Raw genomic sequence first — 18531 nt, forward strand, 5'->3', positions numbered from 1 at the left:
GTCACCTGCCCGGCAACCGGTTGGCGAGGTGCTGCAGCCGCGAGGCGATCCGTCGGATAACTTCTGCCCGATGAATCCTGATGCTCTGCGGCGCATCGATTCCCAGGCGCACCTGATTGCCGGTGATGCCCAGCACCTTCACGGTGATGTCATCGCCAATGTTGAAGGTCTCTCCGATTTCCCGCGTCAATACCAGCATACGTCCTACTCCTTGGCTGTAACCGAGGAAGCAGGTTGACGCTCAGGTCCCCGCGCTTCAATGCGCCAGAGCAAAATCAGTAACGCCCTTCATCCCTTCAAGAACATGGCCGACAGACGCTTCCTACGCACTTGGACATTTCCGGCCCACGGGTCGGAGAAAGGTACGGCAGACGTCAGGTTGTGCCTCAGGCACGGCGCATCAGGCGGCTGACCAGCGCGGGCCGAGCAGGATGATGGTCGCGCCGATCACGCACAGGCCAACGCCGATCCAGTCGGACGTCAACGGGCGGACACGTTCGATAACGCCCAGCCAGGCAATGGAAGCAATGATGTAGATGCCACCGTAGGCTGCGTAGGCGCGCCCGGCATACGTGGCTTCGACCCGGGTCAACAGCACGGCGAACAGCGTCAGGCTGATCAGCGCCGGAATCACCCACAGCGCGCTCTTGCCCTGGCGCAGCCACATCCAGAAGGCATAACACCCGGCGATCTCGAACAGCGCGGCGAGGAAAAACCACAGGTAATTGAGCACAATGAGCCTCGTCTTGGGCAGCCGGAAAGTGCCGGCCACCCTATCAGAAAAGACCCGTTCAGAATGTCTGGCTCAGCTTCCGGACTTCGCCTTGGCGCGCATCTTCTCCGCCATAGTGGCCATCTCGTCGTACAGCAACTGAGGATTTTTCTGCTTGAGCTGCCAGGCCATTCGCCCTTGCTCATGGGGCAGGATCATGAACTCGCCACTGGCCACCTGCTGGTAGATGTAATCGGCGATGTCCGTCGCGCTGATGGGCGAACTCTCCAGCAACTTGCCGACCTGGGCTTTCATCGCCGGCGTGGGGCCGCGAAAGGAATCCAGCAAGTTGGTCTGGAAGAACGACGGACACACCACATGCACGCTGATTTCCTGCTGGCGCAGTTCGATCAGCAGGCTCTCCGACAGCGCAACCACCCCCGCTTTGGCGACGTTGTAATTGCTCATCGCCGGCCCCTGCATCAACGCCGCCATGGAAGCGATGTTGATGATCTTGCCCTTGCTCTGTTCCAGCAGCGACAAAAACGCTTTGCAGCCCTTGACCACCCCCATCAGGTTGATCGCGATCTGCCAGTCCCAATCCTCCAGGGACAATTCGCCAAAGAATCCGCCTGAAGCGACGCCGGCGTTGTTGACGATCACATCGATGCCGCCGAGTTTCTGTTCGCAGGCCTGGGCGAACGCGGTGAGCTGGCTGTAGTCCCGCACGTCACAGCGCTGAACGAAACCGTCCCCCCCTCCTTCGCGCACCAGGCGCAGGGTTTCCTGAAGGCCGCTGTCACTGACATCCGACAGCGCCAGCTGCCACCCTTCGCGCGCCCAGCGCAGCGCGATCTCGCGTCCCAGCCCGGACCCTGCGCCGGTGATCATGATGCGATTGTGCATAGCAGACGCCCTGTCGGTTACGAAGAAGTAGCCAGAGTGTAAACAGGAGGATTGTCCGACAAACCCTTCATCAGGTCGCTGAATATGAGAGGCAAACCGATGCTTTGAATGGATGGCCACTCTTTTGGATGTATTCGGTCTGCGGGTTGATTAAAGCGCGGCGTGTTATATCAAACTTGGCGACCAGTTAGTTGCAGGTTCGTTCCACACTAAGCCAGGCACTTTTTGCGCATTTTTAATCAAAATCTGCTGCGATAAATTGTCTTGCTAAAATTTCAAACCCATGATTTATATCGATTTTTTCACAGGCGTTAATTTTTATTTCCGCCGCTCAGAACCTTTTGATTAAAGCGACAGTCGGATTCATCAAGCAGCACAATGACTCGCCTGAGAGGCAACGTCTTGAGTTGCATAGCCATCTTCCAAGAACACTAGAAGGAACTCGTCATGGGCATCGGCACAATTCTGATCATCATCCTCATCCTGCTGTTGATCGGTGGACTTCCGGTATTCCCGCACTCCAGAAGCTGGGGCTACGGTCCGTCGGGCATCATCGGTACGATCCTGGTGATCCTGCTGATATTGGTGCTGCTGGGCAGGATCTAACTGCCGGGCTGACATTAAAAAGAACCGCGCTTAGGCGCGGTTTTTTTATGGAAGCGGTTCTGCTGGAGCAGAACTGTTTCGCCTTCGGCGAGTTACTTGGAAAAGCACCCCAAGTAACCAAGGGTGCTTGCTCTCGGTTAGGCCCGACTTCGTCGGGTTCCTTCACTCCGGTCTCGCTCCGTGGGCCCGCGCCGAACGGGCATCCATGCCCTGACGGCGCTCTCGCCGCATCCATGCGGCTCGGCCCACTCCACGAGACCTGCGTTCAGCCTGCACCAAAGTCGCGATTGGCGGTGTTTGAGCCTTTTGTGTACGAAGATCAAAAGCGCTTTAAAGCAGATCAAGAGCTTCCCGGCTGAAGCCGGTCCTACCGGGGTGTACGCGGTGCTTTTTAGTGGGACCGGCTTTAGCCGGGAATGGGTCGGTTTGAACATTAACAATTCAGAAACTTGCGTTCGCCCGTCAGCGGCAGCCACTGGGTGTTGAGGAGATCGGGGGGGATTTACAACGATCGAACAGAACGTTCTGGGGAAGCTAGGGCGTGAAGCCCTAGCCAGGTGCAGATATTACTTTTTCTTTTTTGCAGGCTTGTCAGCCTTTTCTGCCTTGTCTGATTTCTTGGCCTTTTCTGGCTTGCTGTCAGCTTTCTTTGCCGCCTTCTTTGGCTCAGCGGCTTTCTTTGGTTCAGCCGCTTTCTTGGTGTCTTTCTTGGTGTCTTTCTTGGTGTCTTTCTTTTCAGAAGACTTGGAAAGAGTCGAGGCCGCCGCTGATTTCTTTTCCGGAGAGGACTTTTTGTCCTTCAAATCCTTGCTGGCTTTCGAAGCTTCACCTTTGGTTTTCTTGTCGTCTTTAGCCACGTTAACCACCTCTCGAAGAGTGCCGGTATTAGCACAAGGCCTGTGGGAATCTCCACACGCTGATCATTAGGCGAACCGGCGTAAAAGCGGTTCAATCTTTTTTAAGCACTGATCGCAAAAATGACATCTGCCTCAGATTTACCCGCGCCTGAACTGGACCCTTCCCGGCTAAAGCCGGTCCTACACCGGACGCGCTTGTGATCTTGCTCTTCCTACGCAAAAAGCCCAGTCACCACCAATCGCGACTTGGGTGCAGGCTGAACGTAGGTCTCGCGGAGTGGGCCGAGCGGCATGGATGCCGCGAGAGCGCCGTCAGGACATGGATGTCCGTTCGGCGCGGGCCCACGGAGCGAGACCGGAGTGAAGGAACCCTGACGAAGGAAGGGCCAAACCAGGAGCGAGCACCCTTGGTTACTTGGGGTGCTTTTCCAAGTAACTCGCCGAAGGCGAAACAGTCTGCCCCCAGGCAGACGCTCTTGATCTCAAACGCTTTCAAAACAAAAACGCCCCGAATTAATCGGGGCGTTTCCACAACAGCACTACCTCACATCAATGCGACACCGCACCACTGGCCCCCAGGCCCGTCTGCGAACGCACAAACTGCGGGAAGAACAACGCGCGCTCACCTTCTGCCGCCTTCGACTTATCCGTAATCGAGAAAAACCAGATCCCGACAAACGCAATCGCAATCGAAAACAACGCAGGATACTCGTACGGGAAAATCGCCTTCTCGTGATGCAGAATCTGCACCCAGATGGTCGGACCGAGGACCATCAACACCACCGCACTGACCAGCCCCATCCAGCCGCCGATCATCGCGCCACGCGTGGTCAGGTTCTTCCAGTACATCGAAAGCAACAACACCGGGAAGTTACAGCTCGCCGCAATCGAGAACGCCAGGCCCACCATGAACGCAATGTTCTGACTCTCGAACGCGATACCCAGCAGAATCGCCACGACCGCCAACGCCACCGTGGTGTACTTCGACACACGGATCTCGTCTTTCTCGTTAGCCTTGCCCGCCTTGATCACACTGGCATACAAGTCGTGAGACACCGCCGACGCACCGGCCAGGGTCAGACCTGCCACCACCGCCAGGATGGTTGCGAACGCCACCGCCGAGATAAAGCCCAGGAACAGACTGCCACCGACCGCATCGGCCAGGTGAACCGCTGCCATGTTATTGCCGCCGAGCAGCGCGCCCGCCGCGTCCTTGAACGCCGGATTGGTGCTGACCAGCAGGATCGCGCCAAAACCGATGATGAAGGTCAGGATGTAGAAGTAGCCGATGAAACCAGTCGCGTAGAGCACCGACTTACGGGCTTCCTTCGCATCACTCACGGTGAAGAAGCGCATCAGAATGTGGGGCAGGCCCGCGGTGCCGAACATCAGCGCCAGACCCAGGGAGAACGCCGAGATCGGATCTTTCACCAGACCGCCCGGGCTCATGATCGCCTCACCTTTCGGGTGAACCTTCACAGCTTCCGAGAACAGCACGTTGAAGTCGAAGTTGACGTGCTTCATCACCATCAACGCCATGAACGACGCACCGGAGAGCAGCATCACCGCCTTGATGATCTGTACCCATGTGGTCGCCAGCATGCCGCCGAACAGCACGTACAGGCACATGAGGATACCGACGAGCACCACCGCCACCGCATAGTCCAGACCGAACAGCAGCTGGATCAGCTTGCCGGCGCCGACCATCTGCGCGATCAGGTAGAACGCCACGACCACCAGCGAACCGCAGGCGGACAAGGTACGGATTTCCTTCTGCTTGAGGCGATAGGACGCCACGTCAGCGAAGGTGTACTTGCCCAGGTTACGCAGGCGTTCGGCGATCAGGAACAGGATGATCGGCCAGCCCACCAGGAAGCCGATGGAGTAGATCAGACCGTCGTAGCCGGAGGTGTACACCAGCGCGGAAATCCCCAGAAAGGACGCCGCCGACATGTAGTCACCGGCAATGGCCAGACCGTTCTGGAAACCGGTGATTTTGCCGCCTGCCGAGTAATAGTCCGACGCTGTCTTGTTCTTTTTCGACGCCCAGTACGTGATGTACAGGGTGAATCCGACGAAGACCACAAACATGATGATCGCCGACACGTTCAACGGTTGCTTCTGCACCGCACCGGTCAGCGCTTCGGCTGCCCAGAGTGTCGGTGCGAAAGCCGCAAGGCCGAAGGCCGCAAGCAGGCGCCGGATCATTGCTGTGCCTCCTTCAGGATCGCGTTGTTCAGGTCATCGAACTCACCGTTTGCGCGGCGAACGTAGATGGCGGTCAGAATAAACGCGGACAGAATCAGCCCGACGCCGATCGGCATACCCCAGGTAATGGTTGATGTGGCGCTGAGTTTAGCGCCGAGAATCTGAGGCCCATACGCAATCAGAAGGATGAATGCGGCATAGAGCCCAAGCATGATTGCCGAGAGAATCCAGGCGAATCGTTCCCTTTTCGAGACCAGCTCCTTGAAGCGCGGGCTGTTCTGAATCGAGAGGTAAATGCTGTCGTTCATTGTTTTTGTCCTCGCAGCACAGATGGATGTCACGGTTTGCACTTTAGTCCGCTCTGCGTTGCACTCCAGACGACCTTAGTATTAGAACGACATTAGTTGAGATACGTCGAATTGCACCGCTTCTGCCGACCGCTTTGAAAGAAGTCATGACAGGCGAGCTGAATGGCCAAAAAAAAACCGCCTGGCGATGGCTCACCAGACGGTTCGGTGCAACGTTAAACTTTTGTGACCGGTTACTTGCCGGTCCACTCCTTGACGCGATCCGGGTGTTTCGCGACCCAGTCCTTGGCCGCCGCTTCAGGCTTGGCGCCGTCCTGGATGGCGAGCATGACTTCGCCGATTTCATCCTTGTTGGCCCACTGGAACTTCTTCAGGAAGTCCGCCACGTCGGGGGCCTTCTTCGCCAGGTCCAGGCTGCCGATGTTGTCGACGGTTTCAGCCGCACCGTATACACCTTTCGGGTCTTCGAGGAACTTCAGCTTCCACTTCGCGAACATCCAGTGCGGCACCCATCCGGTCACCGCAATGGACTCCTTCTTGTTCTCCGCGCGGGTCAGCTCGGCGATCATGCCGGCGCCCGAACTGGCCTGCAGCTTGTAACCGTCGAGGCCGTAATCCTTGATCGCCTGGTCGGTCTTGATCATGACGCCTGAACCGGCGTCGATGCCGACGATTTTCTTCTTGAAGGAGTCGTCGGTCTTGAGGTCTGCCACCGAGTTGGCTTTCACGTACTCAGGCACGATCAGGCCGATTTTCGCGTCCTTGAAGTTGGGGCCGTAGTCGGTGACCTTGTCCTTGTTCTTGGTCCAGTACTCGCCGTGGGTCACGGGCAGCCAGGCGGAGAGGATCATGTCCAGCTTGCCGGTCGCGACGCCCTGCCACATGATCCCGGCGGCAACGGCCTGCAGCTTCACCGGATAACCCAGTTTCTGCTTGATCACCTCGGCGGCGACGTTGGTGGTGGCAACACTGTCGGACCAGCCATCGACGTAACCGATGCTCAGCTCGGGTTTGGCGTCGGCATGGGCCAGCGTGGAACTGATGGCCAGTGCCAGCGCGGCACCGACACCCAGGATTTTTCGCATCGTCATTTTCACTTCCCCGGTAGTCCAGAACCCGACAGCGGTCGGGCGTCGTTAACGTTCTTATAACGTCGCACTCGCGCCCTGGTTCGGGGCAAGCCACGCGTTTCACGCTTCCACCACGTGCCCGCGCAGACGCAATCACTGCGTGGACAGTGGATCATCAACCCCCACAGACCTTGTGCCTTTCCTGCCAGCGACACCCAGCCACCCGGTAAACGACATCACAGGGCCATCAACGACAGACAGGTCGTAAAGACGCTATGAAACCGTCCGAAAATTGCATGGTGTGCAAAAGCGCTGAGAGGATGAGGTGTGTAACCGCGTCATCTTGCTACTATGCCGACCTTCGCCCCACTTCGGCCCCGTCATGTCCGCAACCTCCCGCTCCCCTGTCGCCCTCCTTTATCTGCTCTCCTGTCTGATTGCCCTGCTTGGCCTGTGCGGCTATTGGTACTGGCTGGGCAAGCCGGTGATTCTGCCGGACGCCGCCACGCCGACCCACAAACTGCAGTGCGCGTCCTACACGCCGTTTGACAAGGATCAATCGCCCTTCGACCAGCCGTTCACCCTGCGCCCCGCGCGCATGGACGCTGACCTCGCGTTGCTGGCAACCCGTTTCGACTGCATTCGCACCTATTCGATGACCGGCATGGAAGCGCTTCCCGACATTGCTCGCAAGTACGGCCTCAAGCTGATGCTCGGCGCCTGGGTCAACGGCAATCCGGTCGACACGGCCAAGGAAATCAAGGCACTGGTGACGGCAGCCAATACGCATCCGGATGTCGTGACGGCAGTGATCGTCGGCAACGAAAGCCTGTTGCGCAAGGAAGTCACTGGCGCTCAACTGGCCACGTTGATTCGTCAGGTCAAGGCTCAGGTCAAGCAGCCGGTGACCTACGCAGACGTCTGGGAGTATTGGCGGCAATACCCTGAAGTCGCGCCTGCCGTGGATTTCCTGACGATCCACCTGCTGCCGTACTGGGAAGACGACCCCACCGGCATCGACGAAGCCCTGGCCCACGTCGCGCAGATCCGCGAAACGTTCGGCAAGCAATTCGCGCCCAAGGACATTCTCATCGGCGAGACCGGCTGGCCCAGCGAAGGCCGCCAGCGTGAAACGGCGTTGCCCAGCCGGGTCAACGAGGCGCGATTCATTCGCAGTTTCGTCACGATGGCCGAGCAGCACGGTTGGCACTACAACCTGATCGAGGCCTTCGACCAGCCCTGGAAGCGCCAGTCCGAAGGCGCCGTGGGCGGTTACTGGGGGCTGTTCGACGCGGATCGCCAGGACAAAGGCGTGCTGGCCGGGCCGGTCTCGAACCTGCCCTTGTGGCCATTCTGGCTGACGGTCAGTGGTGCCATCGCCCTGATGGCCCTGGCGTGGGCCGGCCGTGTCAGTCAACCACGCAGCGCGCTGATGCTCCCGTTGCTGGCGGCGTTCGCCGGTTGCTGCATCGGCACGTGGGGTGAACTGGCCCGGGTGACCAGCCGCTTCGCCGGCGAATACCTGTGGGCGGCGGCGCTGGTAGCGCTCAATCTGCTGGTCCTTGCCCACGCAGCGCTGGCGTTGTCAGCCCGCGCGGGCTGGCGCGAGCGCGTGTTCGCCTGGCTGGACGCTCGGGCCGCGTGGTGGTTGTACGCCAGCGGCTTCGCAGCGGCGGTGATGATGCTGGCGATGGTCTTTGATCCGCGCTACCGCAGCTTCGCGACGGCGACGCTGTGGCTCCCCGCCTTGGTCTACCTGATTCGCCCGGTGGCGGCACCGCGCCGGGAAATCGGCCTGCTGATGTTCATCGTCGGCGCGGGCATCGTGCCGCAGCTGTTTCGCGAAGGCTTGAGCAATCCTCAAGCGTGGGCGTGGGCGGCGGTGAGCCTGCTGATGGCGCTGGCACTGTGGCGCAGCGTGCGCATCGATGTTCGGTTAACCGCGCCGAGCGGTACGCGGACCCGCAGCGAAGAGGCTGTGTAACCGAGTGTGCGGCGCCACGGATACATTGTGTTACCGCCGAGGGACTGAAAAGCCCGAAGGCGGGTAACACGGAAACAAAAAACCGTTACACCGCAGGGGTGGCGATTGATCAGATTTCACAACCCCTTGATTTAAAAGGGATTACAAAAGTTGGCACGCACCCTGCTATATCTCCTGCATAACAAGAACAAAATGTGAAAACCCAATAAAAATAAGATGAATCGGCTCTGACATAACAAGAACAACGGCACAGAGACGCAGCCAACAGATTTTTTTGGAGTAGAAACGCTTTACCGAGGCCCCGGCCTCGCAGCCCGACCGAGAGCAATAAAACTACCCTCAGGTAGCGGCCAGAACGGGTTGGATCACCTCTCGCAGAAGAGGAATCAAAGCAGGTCAGCGCTCAAAAAAATACGTTTGCTCTTGTATCCCGTATGGGGATCACCGAAGACGCTGTAAAGGGACCGGTTGCCAATAACAACAACAGACCGCCCTACAACAATAAGAAAGAGCACGTGCAACGATTTAAAGGGGAGCCTCGGCTCCCCTTTATGCTGTCTGGGCTTTGGCGTTCAGCGCTCGGTTTTTTAAGTCACGCCTGCCGAGCCCGCACCAGCCGCAACCCGGCAATCACCACCGCGAACACCGCCAGACTGGCCGTGTACAGCACCAGCGCCAGTATCCCCAGCAACAAGCCAACGACCGCGAGCGCCCGGCCAACCTGACGGGGCACAAAGAACGCGACCAGCGATGCAATCAGCGCGCCCCACCCGAACACACCGAAGTGAATCCACAGGCCCAGGTTCGAGCGCAACTGGCACTGCCATTTCGACGCCTCGTCAGCGCAAATTCCTACCCATTGCACGTCTTCCATCAGGCCGTAGCGCAAGCCATAACTGACGGCCAGCCACAGCAACAGGATAAAAAACAGCACCACCAACGGCAGACGACGGGACACGACACACTCCAGAAAATAACCAACGGCGCGCAGGATAGCCGCAGCCGCCCGGGCAAAACCATACGGGCGATAAAAAGCACGAGCAGACAGGCCAGAAGTGCCATAACCTGTATCGTCGCGGAGGGTCATGCGAGAGTCGCTTGCCGTCACGGCACTTTGGCACTACACCCGTGTCATAGCCTGCGTATTTCAACAGCACATCATTCCCAAGGGATTCAGTCATGCTTCGTTTTCTGCGCCTCGCCGCCTTATCAGGCGGCCTGTTTTTGAGTGCGTCCGTGATGGCGGTCGATATCGATCCGTCCAGCTATGGCTTCCCCTTGACCAATCCGTTCGAAGCGACCATCGCCACGACCCCACCGGATTTGCGTGCCAAGGTGCCTGAAGACGCCGACATCGATCAGGACGATTACAGCCTCACGATGCGCCCGGAGCGTGAGTTCACACTGCCGGACAACTTCTGGGCCGTGAAGAAACTGCGTTATCGCCTCGCCAAACAAGACCACCCTGCGCCGCTGATCTTCCTGATCGCCGGCACCGGCGCGCCTTATAACAGCACCCTGAACGAATACCTGAAGAAGCTTTATTACGGCGCGGGTTACAACGTCGTACAGCTTTCGTCGCCGACCAGTTATGACTTCATGAGCGCCGCCTCGCGTTTCGCCACCCCTGGCGTGACCAAGGAGGACGCCGAAGACTTGTACCGCGTCATGCAGGCCGTTCGCGCCCAGCAGTCCAAACTGCAGGTCACCGAGTATTACCTGACCGGCTACAGCCTCGGCGCGCTGGATGCGGCCTTCGTCAGCAAACTCGACGAAACCCGCCGCAGCTTCAACTTTAAGAAAGTGCTGCTGATCAACCCGCCGGTGAACCTCTACACGTCGATCACCAACCTCGACAAAATGGTTCAGACCGACGTTAAAGGCATCACCAACAGCACCACCTTCTATGAACTGGTGCTGCAGAAGCTGACCCGCTACTTCCGCGAAAAAGGCTACATCGACCTGAACGATGCCCTGCTGTATGACTTCCAGCAGTCCAAGCAGCACCTGTCCAATGAACAGATGGCGATGCTGATCGGCACCTCGTTCCGCTTCTCCGCCGCCGATATCGCGTTCACTTCCGACCTGATCAACCGTCGCGGCCTGATTACCCCGCCCAAGACCCCGATCAGCGAAGGCACCAGCCTGACGCCGTTCCTCAAGCGCGCACTGCAATGCGATTTCGATTGCTACGTGACCGAGCAGGTCATCCCGATGTGGCGTGCCCGCACCGACGGCGGCAGCCTGCTGCAACTGGTTGATCAGGTCAGCCTGTACGCGCTGAAGGATTACCTGGCCAGCAGCAAGAAGATTGCGGTGATGCACAACGCCGACGACGTGATCCTCGGCCCGGGCGACCTCGGTTTCCTGCGCAAGACATTTGGCGATCGCCTGACCGTTTACCCTTACGGCGGTCACTGCGGCAACATGAACTATCGCGTCAACAGCGACGCCATGCTGGAGTTTTTCCGTGGCTAAACGTCTATTGCTTATCGCCGCCCTCCTCTGCGCTGGCGCCGTCCACGCGGCCGACGCGCCGATCGTTTCCCAGGCAGCCCCGGTCCAGCGGATCGACAACCCGGATGGGTTCACCGAGCCGTTGAAGTCGCTGAAATTCAACCCGGGCCTGGACGCTCAAGAGTTCGAGCGCTCGTCGCTCAACGCACTGAATGTCTACGATCCGCTCGAGTCCTGGAACCGCCGGGTTTACCACTTCAACTATCGCTTCGATGAGTGGGTGTTCCTGCCGGTGGTCAACGGCTACAAATACGTCACGCCGAGCTTCGTGCGCACCGGCGTCAGCAACTTCTTCAGCAACCTGGGCGATGTGCCGAACCTGCTGAACAGCCTGCTGCAGTTCAAGGGCAAGCGCTCGATGGAGACCACCGGCCGCCTGATCGTCAACACCACCCTGGGCATCGCCGGGCTGTGGGACCCGGCGACCATGATGGGTCTGAAGAAACAGAGCGAAGACTTCGGTCAGACCCTGGGTTTCTATGGCGTTCCGGCCGGTCCGTACCTGGTGCTGCCGATCCTCGGCCCATCGAACCTGCGTGACACTGGCGGTCTGGTCTTCGACTTCACCGCTGAATCGCAGATCAACTTCCTCAACGTCGCCCAGGTCAGCGAAGACCACCCTGAGCTGTACCTGCTGCGCGCCATCGACCGTCGCTACACCACCAGCTTCCGCTACGGTCAGATGGACTCGCCGTTCGAGTACGAGAAAGTGCGTTACGTGTACACAGAAGCCCGCAAGCTGCAGGTTTCCGAGTAACGCGGCCTGAACGCTGCCGGCACTGCTGGCAGCAAAACCTGTAGGACCGGTTTCAGCCGGGAAGAGGCCGGTTGGCGCGCCATCACATTGCGGTGTGACTGCACGCGGTACTTTTTGGTAGGACCGGCTTCAGCCGGGAAGAGGCCCGTCGGCACGCCATCACATTCGGGGTGTTAATGCCGGCGTCTTCCCCGCGAAAGCCAGTCCTACCAGTGCGCGGTCCGGCCGGTGGCGATATGTCGGATGTTCGGGCCTCTTCGCGAGCAAGCTCGCTCCCACATGGACAGTGTTTGCTGCTCGACCTTACGGCGCCCGGATGAAGGGGCTCCCCGACAGTATCCGGAACAAGCCCCAGACCCATCGCCAAACCCGATCATTCCCCCGCAAAAACCTCACCCATCCATCGCCCCAACAGGCCTACCATAGGCGCCATTCCCCTTCTGCCGGAGTGAGCCCCATGCCTCAATTTCGTAACGTGCTGTCGATCCAGGCCGGCCAACCGACGTCGGACGGCGCTGGCGTCAAGCTGACCCGAGTGTTCGGCGGGCCAGGCGTTGAATCCTTCGACCCGTTCCTGATGCTCGACGAGTTCGGCTCCGAGAACCCTGATGAATACATTGCCGGCTTTCCGCCGCATCCCCATCGCGGGTTTGAAACCGTGACCTACATGCTCGAAGGCCGCATGCGCCATGAAGATCACATGGGCAATGTCGGCCTGCTGCAAGGCGGCGGCGTGCAATGGATGACCGCGGCGCGCGGGGTCATTCACAGCGAAATGCCCGAGCAGGAAAAAGGCGCCATGCGCGGCTTCCAGCTGTGGCTCAACCTGCCCGCCAAATCAAAGATGGGCGACGCCGGCTACGACGACATTCAGCCTGAGCGCATTCCGCGCATCACCACGCAGAACGGCGTCGACGTTGTGGTCATCGCAGGTCAATTCGACGACGGTCAGATGTCCCAGGCAGGCGCCGTGCAGCGTCCGGACACCGAGCCGCAGTATTTCGACTTCCACATGCCCGCCGGCAGCCACATCAACCCGCGCGTCGCCGAGGGCCATCGCGTGCTGCTGTACGTGTACGAAGGTGAAGTCGAGATTGCAGGACAGCCGCAGAAACTGGGCACGAGCCGTCTCGCACGGTTGTCGGAAAGGGGTGAAATTCAGCTGAATACCCAGGCGGGCGCCCGCGTGCTGCTGATCGCTGGCAAGCCGCTGAACGAACCGATCGTGCAATACGGCCCGTTCGTGATGAACAGCCGTGAAGAAATCGAACAGGCCATGCGGGATTTTCGGGATGACAAACTGACGGCGTGATCGCCGTCCCTCCGGCATTCAGCAACGCAGTCAGTCCAGCCGCAAGAACCGCTTCAACTCTTGCTTCTGGGCCATCGCATCGCGGCGGCCCAGCTCGATGAGCTCGCTGCAATAACCCGACTCGAACAGCAGATAACTCAGCACCCCCGCCCCGCTGGTCTTGGTCGCGCCCGGGCCGCGCAGAAACGTGCGCAGCGCCGGGGGCAGTTCGCGGCGATGGCGGGCGGCGATTTCGTCGATGGGCTGGCTGGGCGAAATCACCAGCACCTCCACGGGCGCCAAGGACTGAATGGGCGTGGATTCCGACGACTGCGGCCTGGGCTCGTCGGGCCCGGGCAGCATACGGCTGACCAGATTCAGCCGCTCCAGCAATTCAATGTCACTCTCCAGGCTGTCGATGAACGTACTGTTGAGCATGTGCCCGCCGATCTGCGCGAGGCTCGGCTGCGTGCCACGGACCGCGCGCGGCACAGGCGGGTTCGCGCCCGGGCCACGGGGGTTGCCGCTGACGCCCACCACCAGCACACGGTTGGCGCCCAGGTGCAGCGCCGGACTGATCGGCGCCGACTGCCGCACCGCGCCGTCACCAAAATATTCCTGCCCCAGTTTCACCGGCGCGAACAGCAAGGGAATCGCCGAACTGGCCAGCAGATGGTCGATGGTCAAGCGCGTGGGCAGGCCGATGCGGCGGTGCCGCAGCCAGGATTCGATCGTGCCCTTGCCCTGATAAAACGTGACCGCCTGCCCCGACTCGTAACCAAACGCGGTGATTGCCACCGCGCGCAGATGCTTTGCTTCAATGGCTTCCTGGATGCCGTCGAGGTTGAGCCGCGCGGTCAGCAGATCCTTCAGCGGCGAACTGTTGAGCAGCGCCACCGGCACCTGTTGGCGACCGATCCCCAACAGGCTGCGACCGAAGAACCGCGCGGCCTGCCGAACGACCCCGGGCCAGTCACTGCGCAACACTTGGTGGCTGCGAAAGCCCTGCCAGAAGTCGGTCAGTTCGTGGATCGCGGTACGAAATTGCGCCGCGCCGCTGGCCAGCTTCACCGCGTTGATCGCCCCGGCGGAGGTGCCGACAATGACCGGAAAGGGGTTTTTGGCGCCGACCGGCAGCAGGTCGGCAATGCCGGCGAGCACGCCCACCTGATACGCCGCGCGGGCGCCACCGCCGGACAGGATCAGCCCGGTGATGGGCTCGACGCCGGGAGATATCGCTGAGTCGTCGCGCACCGCTTGTTGTTCTATGGCGCTTGTCGTCATGGGGATTGAGTTCTCGGTTTCAGCCACGCTTCTTGTACAGCTTCGGCTCACCCGGCGGCCGACTCTTGAAGCGCCGGTGCGCCCACAGGTACTGCTCGGGGCATTCGGTGACCGCGCGCTCGACCCAATGATTGATGCGAATGCAGTCCGCCTCGTCGCTCTCCCCCGGAAAATCGCTCAGCGGCGGATGGATCACCAGTTTGTAACCACTGCCGTCGGCCAGACGCTCCTGAGTGAACGGCACGACCAGCGCGTGCCCGAGCTTGGCGAATTTGCTGGTGGCCGGCACGGTGGCCGCCTGAATACCGAACAGCGGCACGAAGATGCTCTGCTTGGCGCCGTAGTCCTGATCAGGCGCATACCAGATCGCGCGGCCCTTGCGCAGTTGCTTGATCATGCCGCGCACGTCTTCGCGCTCGACAGCGATGGAGTCCTGGTTATGCCGCTCGCGGCCGCGTCGCTGCACATAATCGAACAGCGCATTCTTGTGCTCGCGGTACATGCCGTCGATGGTGTGCTGCTGGCCGAGCAAAGCCGCGCCGATTTCCAGCGTTGTGAAGTGCAGCGCCATGAGGATGACGCCATGGCCGTCCAGCTGCGCCTGCTTTAAATGATGAAGGCCTTCGATGTGGGCCAGCCGCGCAAGACGGGGCTTGCTCCACCACCAGCTCATGGCCATCTCGAAAAAGGCGATGCCGGTAGAGGCGAAGTTCTCCTTGAGCAGGCGTTTGCGCTCGGCCTTTGAATACTGGGGAAAACACAGCTCGAGGTTGCGCGCGGCAATCACCCGTCGATCGGTCGCCTGGTAATACATGACCCAGCCCAGCGCACGGCCAATCACAAGCAAAACGCGAAACGGCAACTGCACGATCAGCCAGAGCACGCCCAGCCCCAGCCACAGCAGCCAGAAGCGGGGATGAAGAAAGTGAGCTCGAAAACGCGGGCGATCCATTACAGCTTCCGTCAAGACAAAGGCGGGCATTCTACATCGGTTCGCGCAGATCGTGCCCCCGTCGGTTGCGCCTCCCTTGCGGCTGGCGGGCGTTATCGTTATAAGTCTCGGCACTTTTAGCGACAAGCCGCTGTATGCCGACATGAGCCAAATCGAATTGCAAGACAAGGACCCCGTGTTCCAGCTGAAGGGCAGCATGCTGGCCATCACTGTGCTGGAACTGGCCCGCAACAACCTCGAAGCGCTGGATCGTCAACTGGCGGCAAAAGTCGCCCAGGCGCCGAACTTCTTCAGCAATACACCGCTGGTGCTGGCCCTCGACAAGTTGCCGCCGGATGAAGGCGCGATCGATCTGCCGGCAATGATGCGCATCTGCCGCCAGCACGGGTTGCGCACCCTGGCCATTCGCGCCAATCGCATCGAAGACATCGCCGCCGCCATTTCCATCGACCTGCCGGTATTGCCGCCTTCGGGCGCGCGGGAGCGACCGCTCGATCCGACGGAAGGCGAAGTCAAAAAGAAGCCGGAAATCATCGAAAAACCGCCCGAGCCGCTGATCAAGCCGACCAAGATCATCACGGCGCCTGTGCGCGGTGGTCAGCAGATCTACGCCCAAGGCTCGGATCTGGTGGTGATTTCCTCGGTCAGCCCCGGCGCCGAACTGCTCGCCGACGGCAACATTCACGTGTACGGCCCGATGCGCGGCCGCGCGCTGGCCGGGATCAAAGGCGATACCAAGGCTCGGATTTTCTGCCAGCAAATGGTCGCCGAACTGATCTCCATCGCCGGTCAGTACAAGGTGTCCGAAGACCTGCGCCGGGATCCGCTGTGGGGCGCCGGTGTGCAGATCAGTCTGTCCGGCGACGTGTTGAACATCACCCGTCTTTAACGGATACTGCGCCATTTTTAAGCCACTCTGATTCGTCGCGAAAACGACGCGAAGGCACCGGAATGTTCGGGTTATTTTTTTGTTTTCCCGAGCAGGGATTCCGTTACGGATTCCGATCACCGCCCTCGCCCGCTTTAGTTGCGCCGTCACGAGGGGCTCTTCAGGGACTCAACGTCCTTTTCCTCTAGGGGTGATACACCTTGGCCAAGATTCTCGTGGTTACATCCGGCAAGGGTGGTGTGGGCAAGACCACCACCAGCGCCGCCATCGGTACCGGTCTCGCACTGCGCGGCCACAAAACAGTTATCGTCGACTTCGACGTCGGCCTGCGTAACCTCGACCTGATCATGGGTTGCGAACGTCGCGTCGTTTACGACTTCGTCAACGTAGTCAACGGCGAAGCCAACCTGCAGCAAGCGCTGATCAAGGACAAGAAGATCGAAGGTCTTTACGTCCTCGCTGCCAGCCAGACCCGTGACAAAGACGCGCTGACCAAGGAAGGCGTGGAAAAAGTCCTGATGGAACTCAAGGAAACCTTCGAGTACGTCGTCTGCGACTCCCCCGCCGGTATCGAAACGGGCGCTCACCTGGCGATGTATTTCGCCGACGAGGCCATCGTTGTGACCAACCCGGAAGTGTCTTCGGTTCGTGACTCGGACCGCATGCTGGGCCTGCTGGCCAGCAAGTCCCGTCGCGCCGAGCGTGGCGAAGACCCGATCAAGGAGCACTTGCTCCTGACCCGTTACAACCCCGAGCGCGTGAGCAAGGGCGAGATGCTGGGCGTGGAAGACGTCAAGGAGATCCTCGCGGTGACCCTGCTGGGCGTGATTCCGGAGTCCCAGGCCGTACTCAAGGCGTCCAACCAGGGCGTGCCGGTCATCCTTGATGATCAGAGCGACGCTGGCCAGGCGTACAGCGATGCCGTTGACCGTCTGTTGGGCAAGGACCGTGAGCACCGCTTCCTGGACGTACAGAAAAAAGGATTTTTCGAACGCCTGTTCGGGGGTAACTGATGAGCATTTTTGACTTCTTTCGTGCCAACAAAAAGCCCAGCACCGCGTCGGTAGCGAAAGAGCGTCTACAGATCATCGTGGCGCATGAACGCGGCCAACGCAGCACCCCGGATTACCTGCCTGCCTTGCAGAAGGAGCTGGTCGAGGTGATCCGCAAGTACGTCAATATCGGCAACGATGACGTGCATGTCGCCCTTGAAAACGACGGCAGCTGCTCGATTCTGGAACTGAATATCACCCTGCCTGATCGTTGATCGAGAAGGCAGTCGCCACGGCGGCCCGGTTGCCTGAATCCCTTGGCGGAATCAGGCAAGCGCGCCGCCGTTGGCGTTCCTGAAGACCTGTTTTCTGCGCCGCGATGGCTGTTTCGATCGTGCGGCGCCCGTTTGAGTGATGAGGCGTTCAATGCCGCTGTCCAACGTTCATATCCTCCATCAGGACGACGCTGTCCTGGTGGTGAACAAACCCACCCTGCTGCTCTCGGTCCCTGGTCGCGCTGACGATAACAAGGACTGTCTGATTACCCGCCTGCAGGAAAACGGCTACCCCGAGGCGCGCATCGTCCATCGCCTGGACTGGGAAACCTCCGGGATCATTTTGCTGGCCCGTGACGCGGACACCCACCGTGAGTTGTCCCGGCAGTTTCATGACCGCGAGACGGAGAAGGCCTATACGGCACTGGCCTGGGGTCAGCCCGACCTGGACAGTGGCAGTATCGATTTGCCGTTGCGCTACGATCCGCCGACCAAGCCGCGTCATGTGGTGGATCATGAGTTCGGCAAGCATGCGTTGACGTTCTGGAAGGTGCTGGAGCGGTATGACACCCATTGTCGGGTTGAGTTGACGCCGATCACGGGGCGTTCGCATCAGTTGCGGGTGCATATGTTGTCAATCGGGCATCCGTTGCTGGGCGATGGTTTGTATGCCCATCCGGAGGCCCTGGCGGCGTATCCGCGGTTGTGTCTGCATGCGAGCATGCTGGCGTTTACCCATCCGGGGACGGGCGAGCGGATAAGGTTTGAGTGTCCGGCGCCGTTTTGATGGTTGTTGTGGCTCTGCCTAACGGCAGAGCTGTTTCGCCTTCGGCGAGTTACTTTTAAAAAGCCCTCCATGTCAGGATAGTTGTCGCCTCTTCATAGCTGGAGGGCGTAGGACTATCAAATGAAACAACGTCGCT

The 18531-nt window shown here is 59.8% G+C and carries 19 protein-coding genes; 9 read left to right on the forward strand and 10 right to left on the reverse strand.

Annotation, left to right across the window (positions count from 1 at the left end):
* Position 1 precedes the first annotated feature (1 nt).
* The 3 genes from csrA to IFT99_RS23525 form a co-directional block, all read right to left on the reverse strand.
* Positions 2–199, reverse strand: a complete 198-nt coding sequence (gene csrA / locus IFT99_RS23515; RefSeq protein WP_065986888.1) for a carbon storage regulator CsrA — start codon at positions 197–199, stop codon at positions 2–4.
* Positions 200–400: 201 nt separating this feature from the next.
* Positions 401–733 carry a YnfA family protein gene (locus tag IFT99_RS23520; protein WP_074890245.1) on the reverse strand — a complete coding sequence of 111 codons (333 nt, stop codon included), beginning with the start codon at positions 731–733 and terminating at the stop codon, positions 401–403.
* Between the two features lie 72 nt (positions 734–805).
* Positions 806–1618, reverse strand: a complete 813-nt coding sequence (locus IFT99_RS23525) for an SDR family oxidoreductase (RefSeq protein WP_192135472.1) — start codon at positions 1616–1618, stop codon at positions 806–808.
* Positions 1619–2065: 447 nt separating this feature from the next.
* On the opposite strand from IFT99_RS23525, the gene IFT99_RS23530 reads away from it, so the two are divergent.
* Positions 2066–2224, forward strand: a complete 159-nt coding sequence (locus tag IFT99_RS23530) for a DUF3309 family protein (RefSeq protein WP_092410703.1) — start codon at positions 2066–2068, stop codon at positions 2222–2224.
* A gap of 566 nt (positions 2225–2790) precedes the next feature.
* Here IFT99_RS23530 and IFT99_RS23535 read toward each other — a convergent pair.
* The 4 genes from IFT99_RS23535 to IFT99_RS23550 form a co-directional block, all read right to left on the reverse strand.
* On the reverse strand, positions 2791–3090 hold the full coding sequence (locus IFT99_RS23535) for a hypothetical protein (protein ID WP_192135474.1): 300 nt from the start codon (positions 3088–3090) through the stop codon (positions 2791–2793).
* 540 nt (positions 3091–3630) lie between these two features.
* Positions 3631–5289, reverse strand: a complete 1659-nt coding sequence (locus IFT99_RS23540) for a cation acetate symporter (protein WP_192135476.1) — start codon at positions 5287–5289, stop codon at positions 3631–3633.
* Positions 5286–5597 (reverse strand): DUF485 domain-containing protein, encoded by a 312-nt coding sequence (locus IFT99_RS23545; protein WP_065986881.1) that lies wholly within the window; start codon positions 5595–5597, stop codon positions 5286–5288. Before IFT99_RS23545 ends, IFT99_RS23540 begins: the two co-directional genes overlap by 4 nt.
* Positions 5598–5830: 233 nt before the next feature.
* On the reverse strand, positions 5831–6688 hold the full coding sequence (locus IFT99_RS23550) for a glycine betaine ABC transporter substrate-binding protein (protein ID WP_065986879.1): 858 nt from the start codon (positions 6686–6688) through the stop codon (positions 5831–5833).
* A 361-nt stretch (positions 6689–7049) separates the two neighbouring features.
* Between IFT99_RS23550 and IFT99_RS23555 the strand changes: the two genes are divergently transcribed.
* Positions 7050–8651 carry a glycoside hydrolase family 17 protein gene (locus tag IFT99_RS23555; RefSeq protein ID WP_192135478.1) on the forward strand — a complete coding sequence of 534 codons (1602 nt, stop codon included), beginning with the start codon at positions 7050–7052 and terminating at the stop codon, positions 8649–8651.
* A gap of 592 nt (positions 8652–9243) precedes the next feature.
* Here the strand turns inward: IFT99_RS23555 and IFT99_RS23560 are convergent.
* The gene (locus IFT99_RS23560; protein ID WP_065986985.1) at positions 9244–9609 is read right to left on the reverse strand and encodes a hypothetical protein; all 366 of its coding nucleotides are present in this window, start codon (positions 9607–9609) and stop codon (positions 9244–9246) included.
* A 221-nt stretch (positions 9610–9830) separates the two neighbouring features.
* On the opposite strand from IFT99_RS23560, the gene IFT99_RS23565 reads away from it, so the two are divergent.
* The 3 genes from IFT99_RS23565 to IFT99_RS23575 all read left to right on the forward strand — a co-directional run bounded on the left by IFT99_RS23565 (position 9831) and on the right by IFT99_RS23575 (position 13237).
* Entirely contained in the window at positions 9831–11129 is a 1299-nt protein-coding gene (locus IFT99_RS23565; RefSeq protein WP_065986875.1) for a serine/threonine protein kinase, read from the forward strand.
* Positions 11122–11925, forward strand: coding sequence for an MlaA family lipoprotein (locus tag IFT99_RS23570; protein WP_065986871.1), 804 nt, complete (start codon positions 11122–11124; stop codon positions 11923–11925). The genes IFT99_RS23565 and IFT99_RS23570 overlap by 8 nt, the downstream gene beginning before the upstream one ends.
* A gap of 457 nt (positions 11926–12382) precedes the next feature.
* Complete coding sequence (locus tag IFT99_RS23575; RefSeq protein WP_192135480.1) at positions 12383–13237, forward strand: pirin family protein; 855 nt, start codon at positions 12383–12385, stop codon at positions 13235–13237.
* Between the two features lie 30 nt (positions 13238–13267).
* Here the strand turns inward: IFT99_RS23575 and IFT99_RS23580 are convergent, their stop codons facing one another.
* Positions 13268–14500: a patatin-like phospholipase family protein gene (locus tag IFT99_RS23580; RefSeq protein WP_192135482.1), complete on the reverse strand. Its 1233-nt coding sequence runs from the start codon at positions 14498–14500 to the stop codon at positions 13268–13270.
* Between the two features lie 19 nt (positions 14501–14519).
* Positions 14520–15452, reverse strand: a complete 933-nt coding sequence (locus IFT99_RS23585; RefSeq protein ID WP_065986866.1) for a lipid A biosynthesis lauroyl acyltransferase — start codon at positions 15450–15452, stop codon at positions 14520–14522.
* Positions 15453–15594: 142 nt separating this feature from the next.
* On the opposite strand from IFT99_RS23585, the gene minC reads away from it, so the two are divergent.
* The 4 genes from minC to IFT99_RS23605 all read left to right on the forward strand — a co-directional run bounded on the left by minC (position 15595) and on the right by IFT99_RS23605 (position 18395).
* Positions 15595–16341, forward strand: a complete 747-nt coding sequence (gene minC, locus IFT99_RS23590) for a septum site-determining protein MinC (protein WP_074890214.1) — start codon at positions 15595–15597, stop codon at positions 16339–16341.
* 200 nt (positions 16342–16541) lie between these two features.
* Positions 16542–17354: a septum site-determining protein MinD gene (gene minD, locus IFT99_RS23595; protein WP_037013830.1), complete on the forward strand. Its 813-nt coding sequence runs from the start codon at positions 16542–16544 to the stop codon at positions 17352–17354.
* Positions 17354–17608 carry a cell division topological specificity factor MinE gene (gene minE, locus IFT99_RS23600; protein WP_037013831.1) on the forward strand — a complete coding sequence of 85 codons (255 nt, stop codon included), beginning with the start codon at positions 17354–17356 and terminating at the stop codon, positions 17606–17608. The genes minD and minE overlap by 1 nt, the downstream gene beginning before the upstream one ends.
* Positions 17609–17759: 151 nt before the next feature.
* Positions 17760–18395, forward strand: a complete 636-nt coding sequence (locus tag IFT99_RS23605) for an RluA family pseudouridine synthase (protein ID WP_192135484.1) — start codon at positions 17760–17762, stop codon at positions 18393–18395.
* Positions 18396–18531: the final 136 nt, after the last annotated feature.

Origin of the sequence: Pseudomonas sp. CFBP 8772 (assembly GCF_014841665.1) — a bacterium.
GTDB classification, from domain to species: Bacteria; Pseudomonadota; Gammaproteobacteria; order Pseudomonadales; family Pseudomonadaceae; genus Aquipseudomonas; species Aquipseudomonas graminis_B.

Coding starts and splice junctions, on each gene's coding strand:
- IFT99_RS23525 (WP_192135472.1), bottom strand. CDS start 1,618: ATGCACAATCGCATCATGATCACCGGCGCAGGGTCCGGGCTGGGACGC.
- IFT99_RS23530 (WP_092410703.1), top strand. CDS start 2,066: ATGGGCATCGGCACAATTCTGATCATCATCCTCATCCTGCTGTTGATC.
- minE (WP_037013831.1), top strand. CDS start 17,354: ATGAGCATTTTTGACTTCTTTCGTGCCAACAAAAAGCCCAGCACCGCG.
- IFT99_RS23555 (WP_192135478.1), top strand. CDS start 7,050: ATGTCCGCAACCTCCCGCTCCCCTGTCGCCCTCCTTTATCTGCTCTCC.
- IFT99_RS23550 (WP_065986879.1), bottom strand. CDS start 6,688: ATGACGATGCGAAAAATCCTGGGTGTCGGTGCCGCGCTGGCACTGGCC.
- csrA (WP_065986888.1), bottom strand. CDS start 199: ATGCTGGTATTGACGCGGGAAATCGGAGAGACCTTCAACATTGGCGAT.
- IFT99_RS23540 (WP_192135476.1), bottom strand. CDS start 5,289: ATGATCCGGCGCCTGCTTGCGGCCTTCGGCCTTGCGGCTTTCGCACCG.
- IFT99_RS23575 (WP_192135480.1), top strand. CDS start 12,383: ATGCCTCAATTTCGTAACGTGCTGTCGATCCAGGCCGGCCAACCGACG.
- IFT99_RS23580 (WP_192135482.1), bottom strand. CDS start 14,500: ATGACGACAAGCGCCATAGAACAACAAGCGGTGCGCGACGACTCAGCG.
- minC (WP_074890214.1), top strand. CDS start 15,595: ATGAGCCAAATCGAATTGCAAGACAAGGACCCCGTGTTCCAGCTGAAG.
- IFT99_RS23545 (WP_065986881.1), bottom strand. CDS start 5,597: ATGAACGACAGCATTTACCTCTCGATTCAGAACAGCCCGCGCTTCAAG.
- IFT99_RS23565 (WP_065986875.1), top strand. CDS start 9,831: ATGCTTCGTTTTCTGCGCCTCGCCGCCTTATCAGGCGGCCTGTTTTTG.
- IFT99_RS23605 (WP_192135484.1), top strand. CDS start 17,760: ATGCCGCTGTCCAACGTTCATATCCTCCATCAGGACGACGCTGTCCTG.
- IFT99_RS23585 (WP_065986866.1), bottom strand. CDS start 15,452: ATGGATCGCCCGCGTTTTCGAGCTCACTTTCTTCATCCCCGCTTCTGG.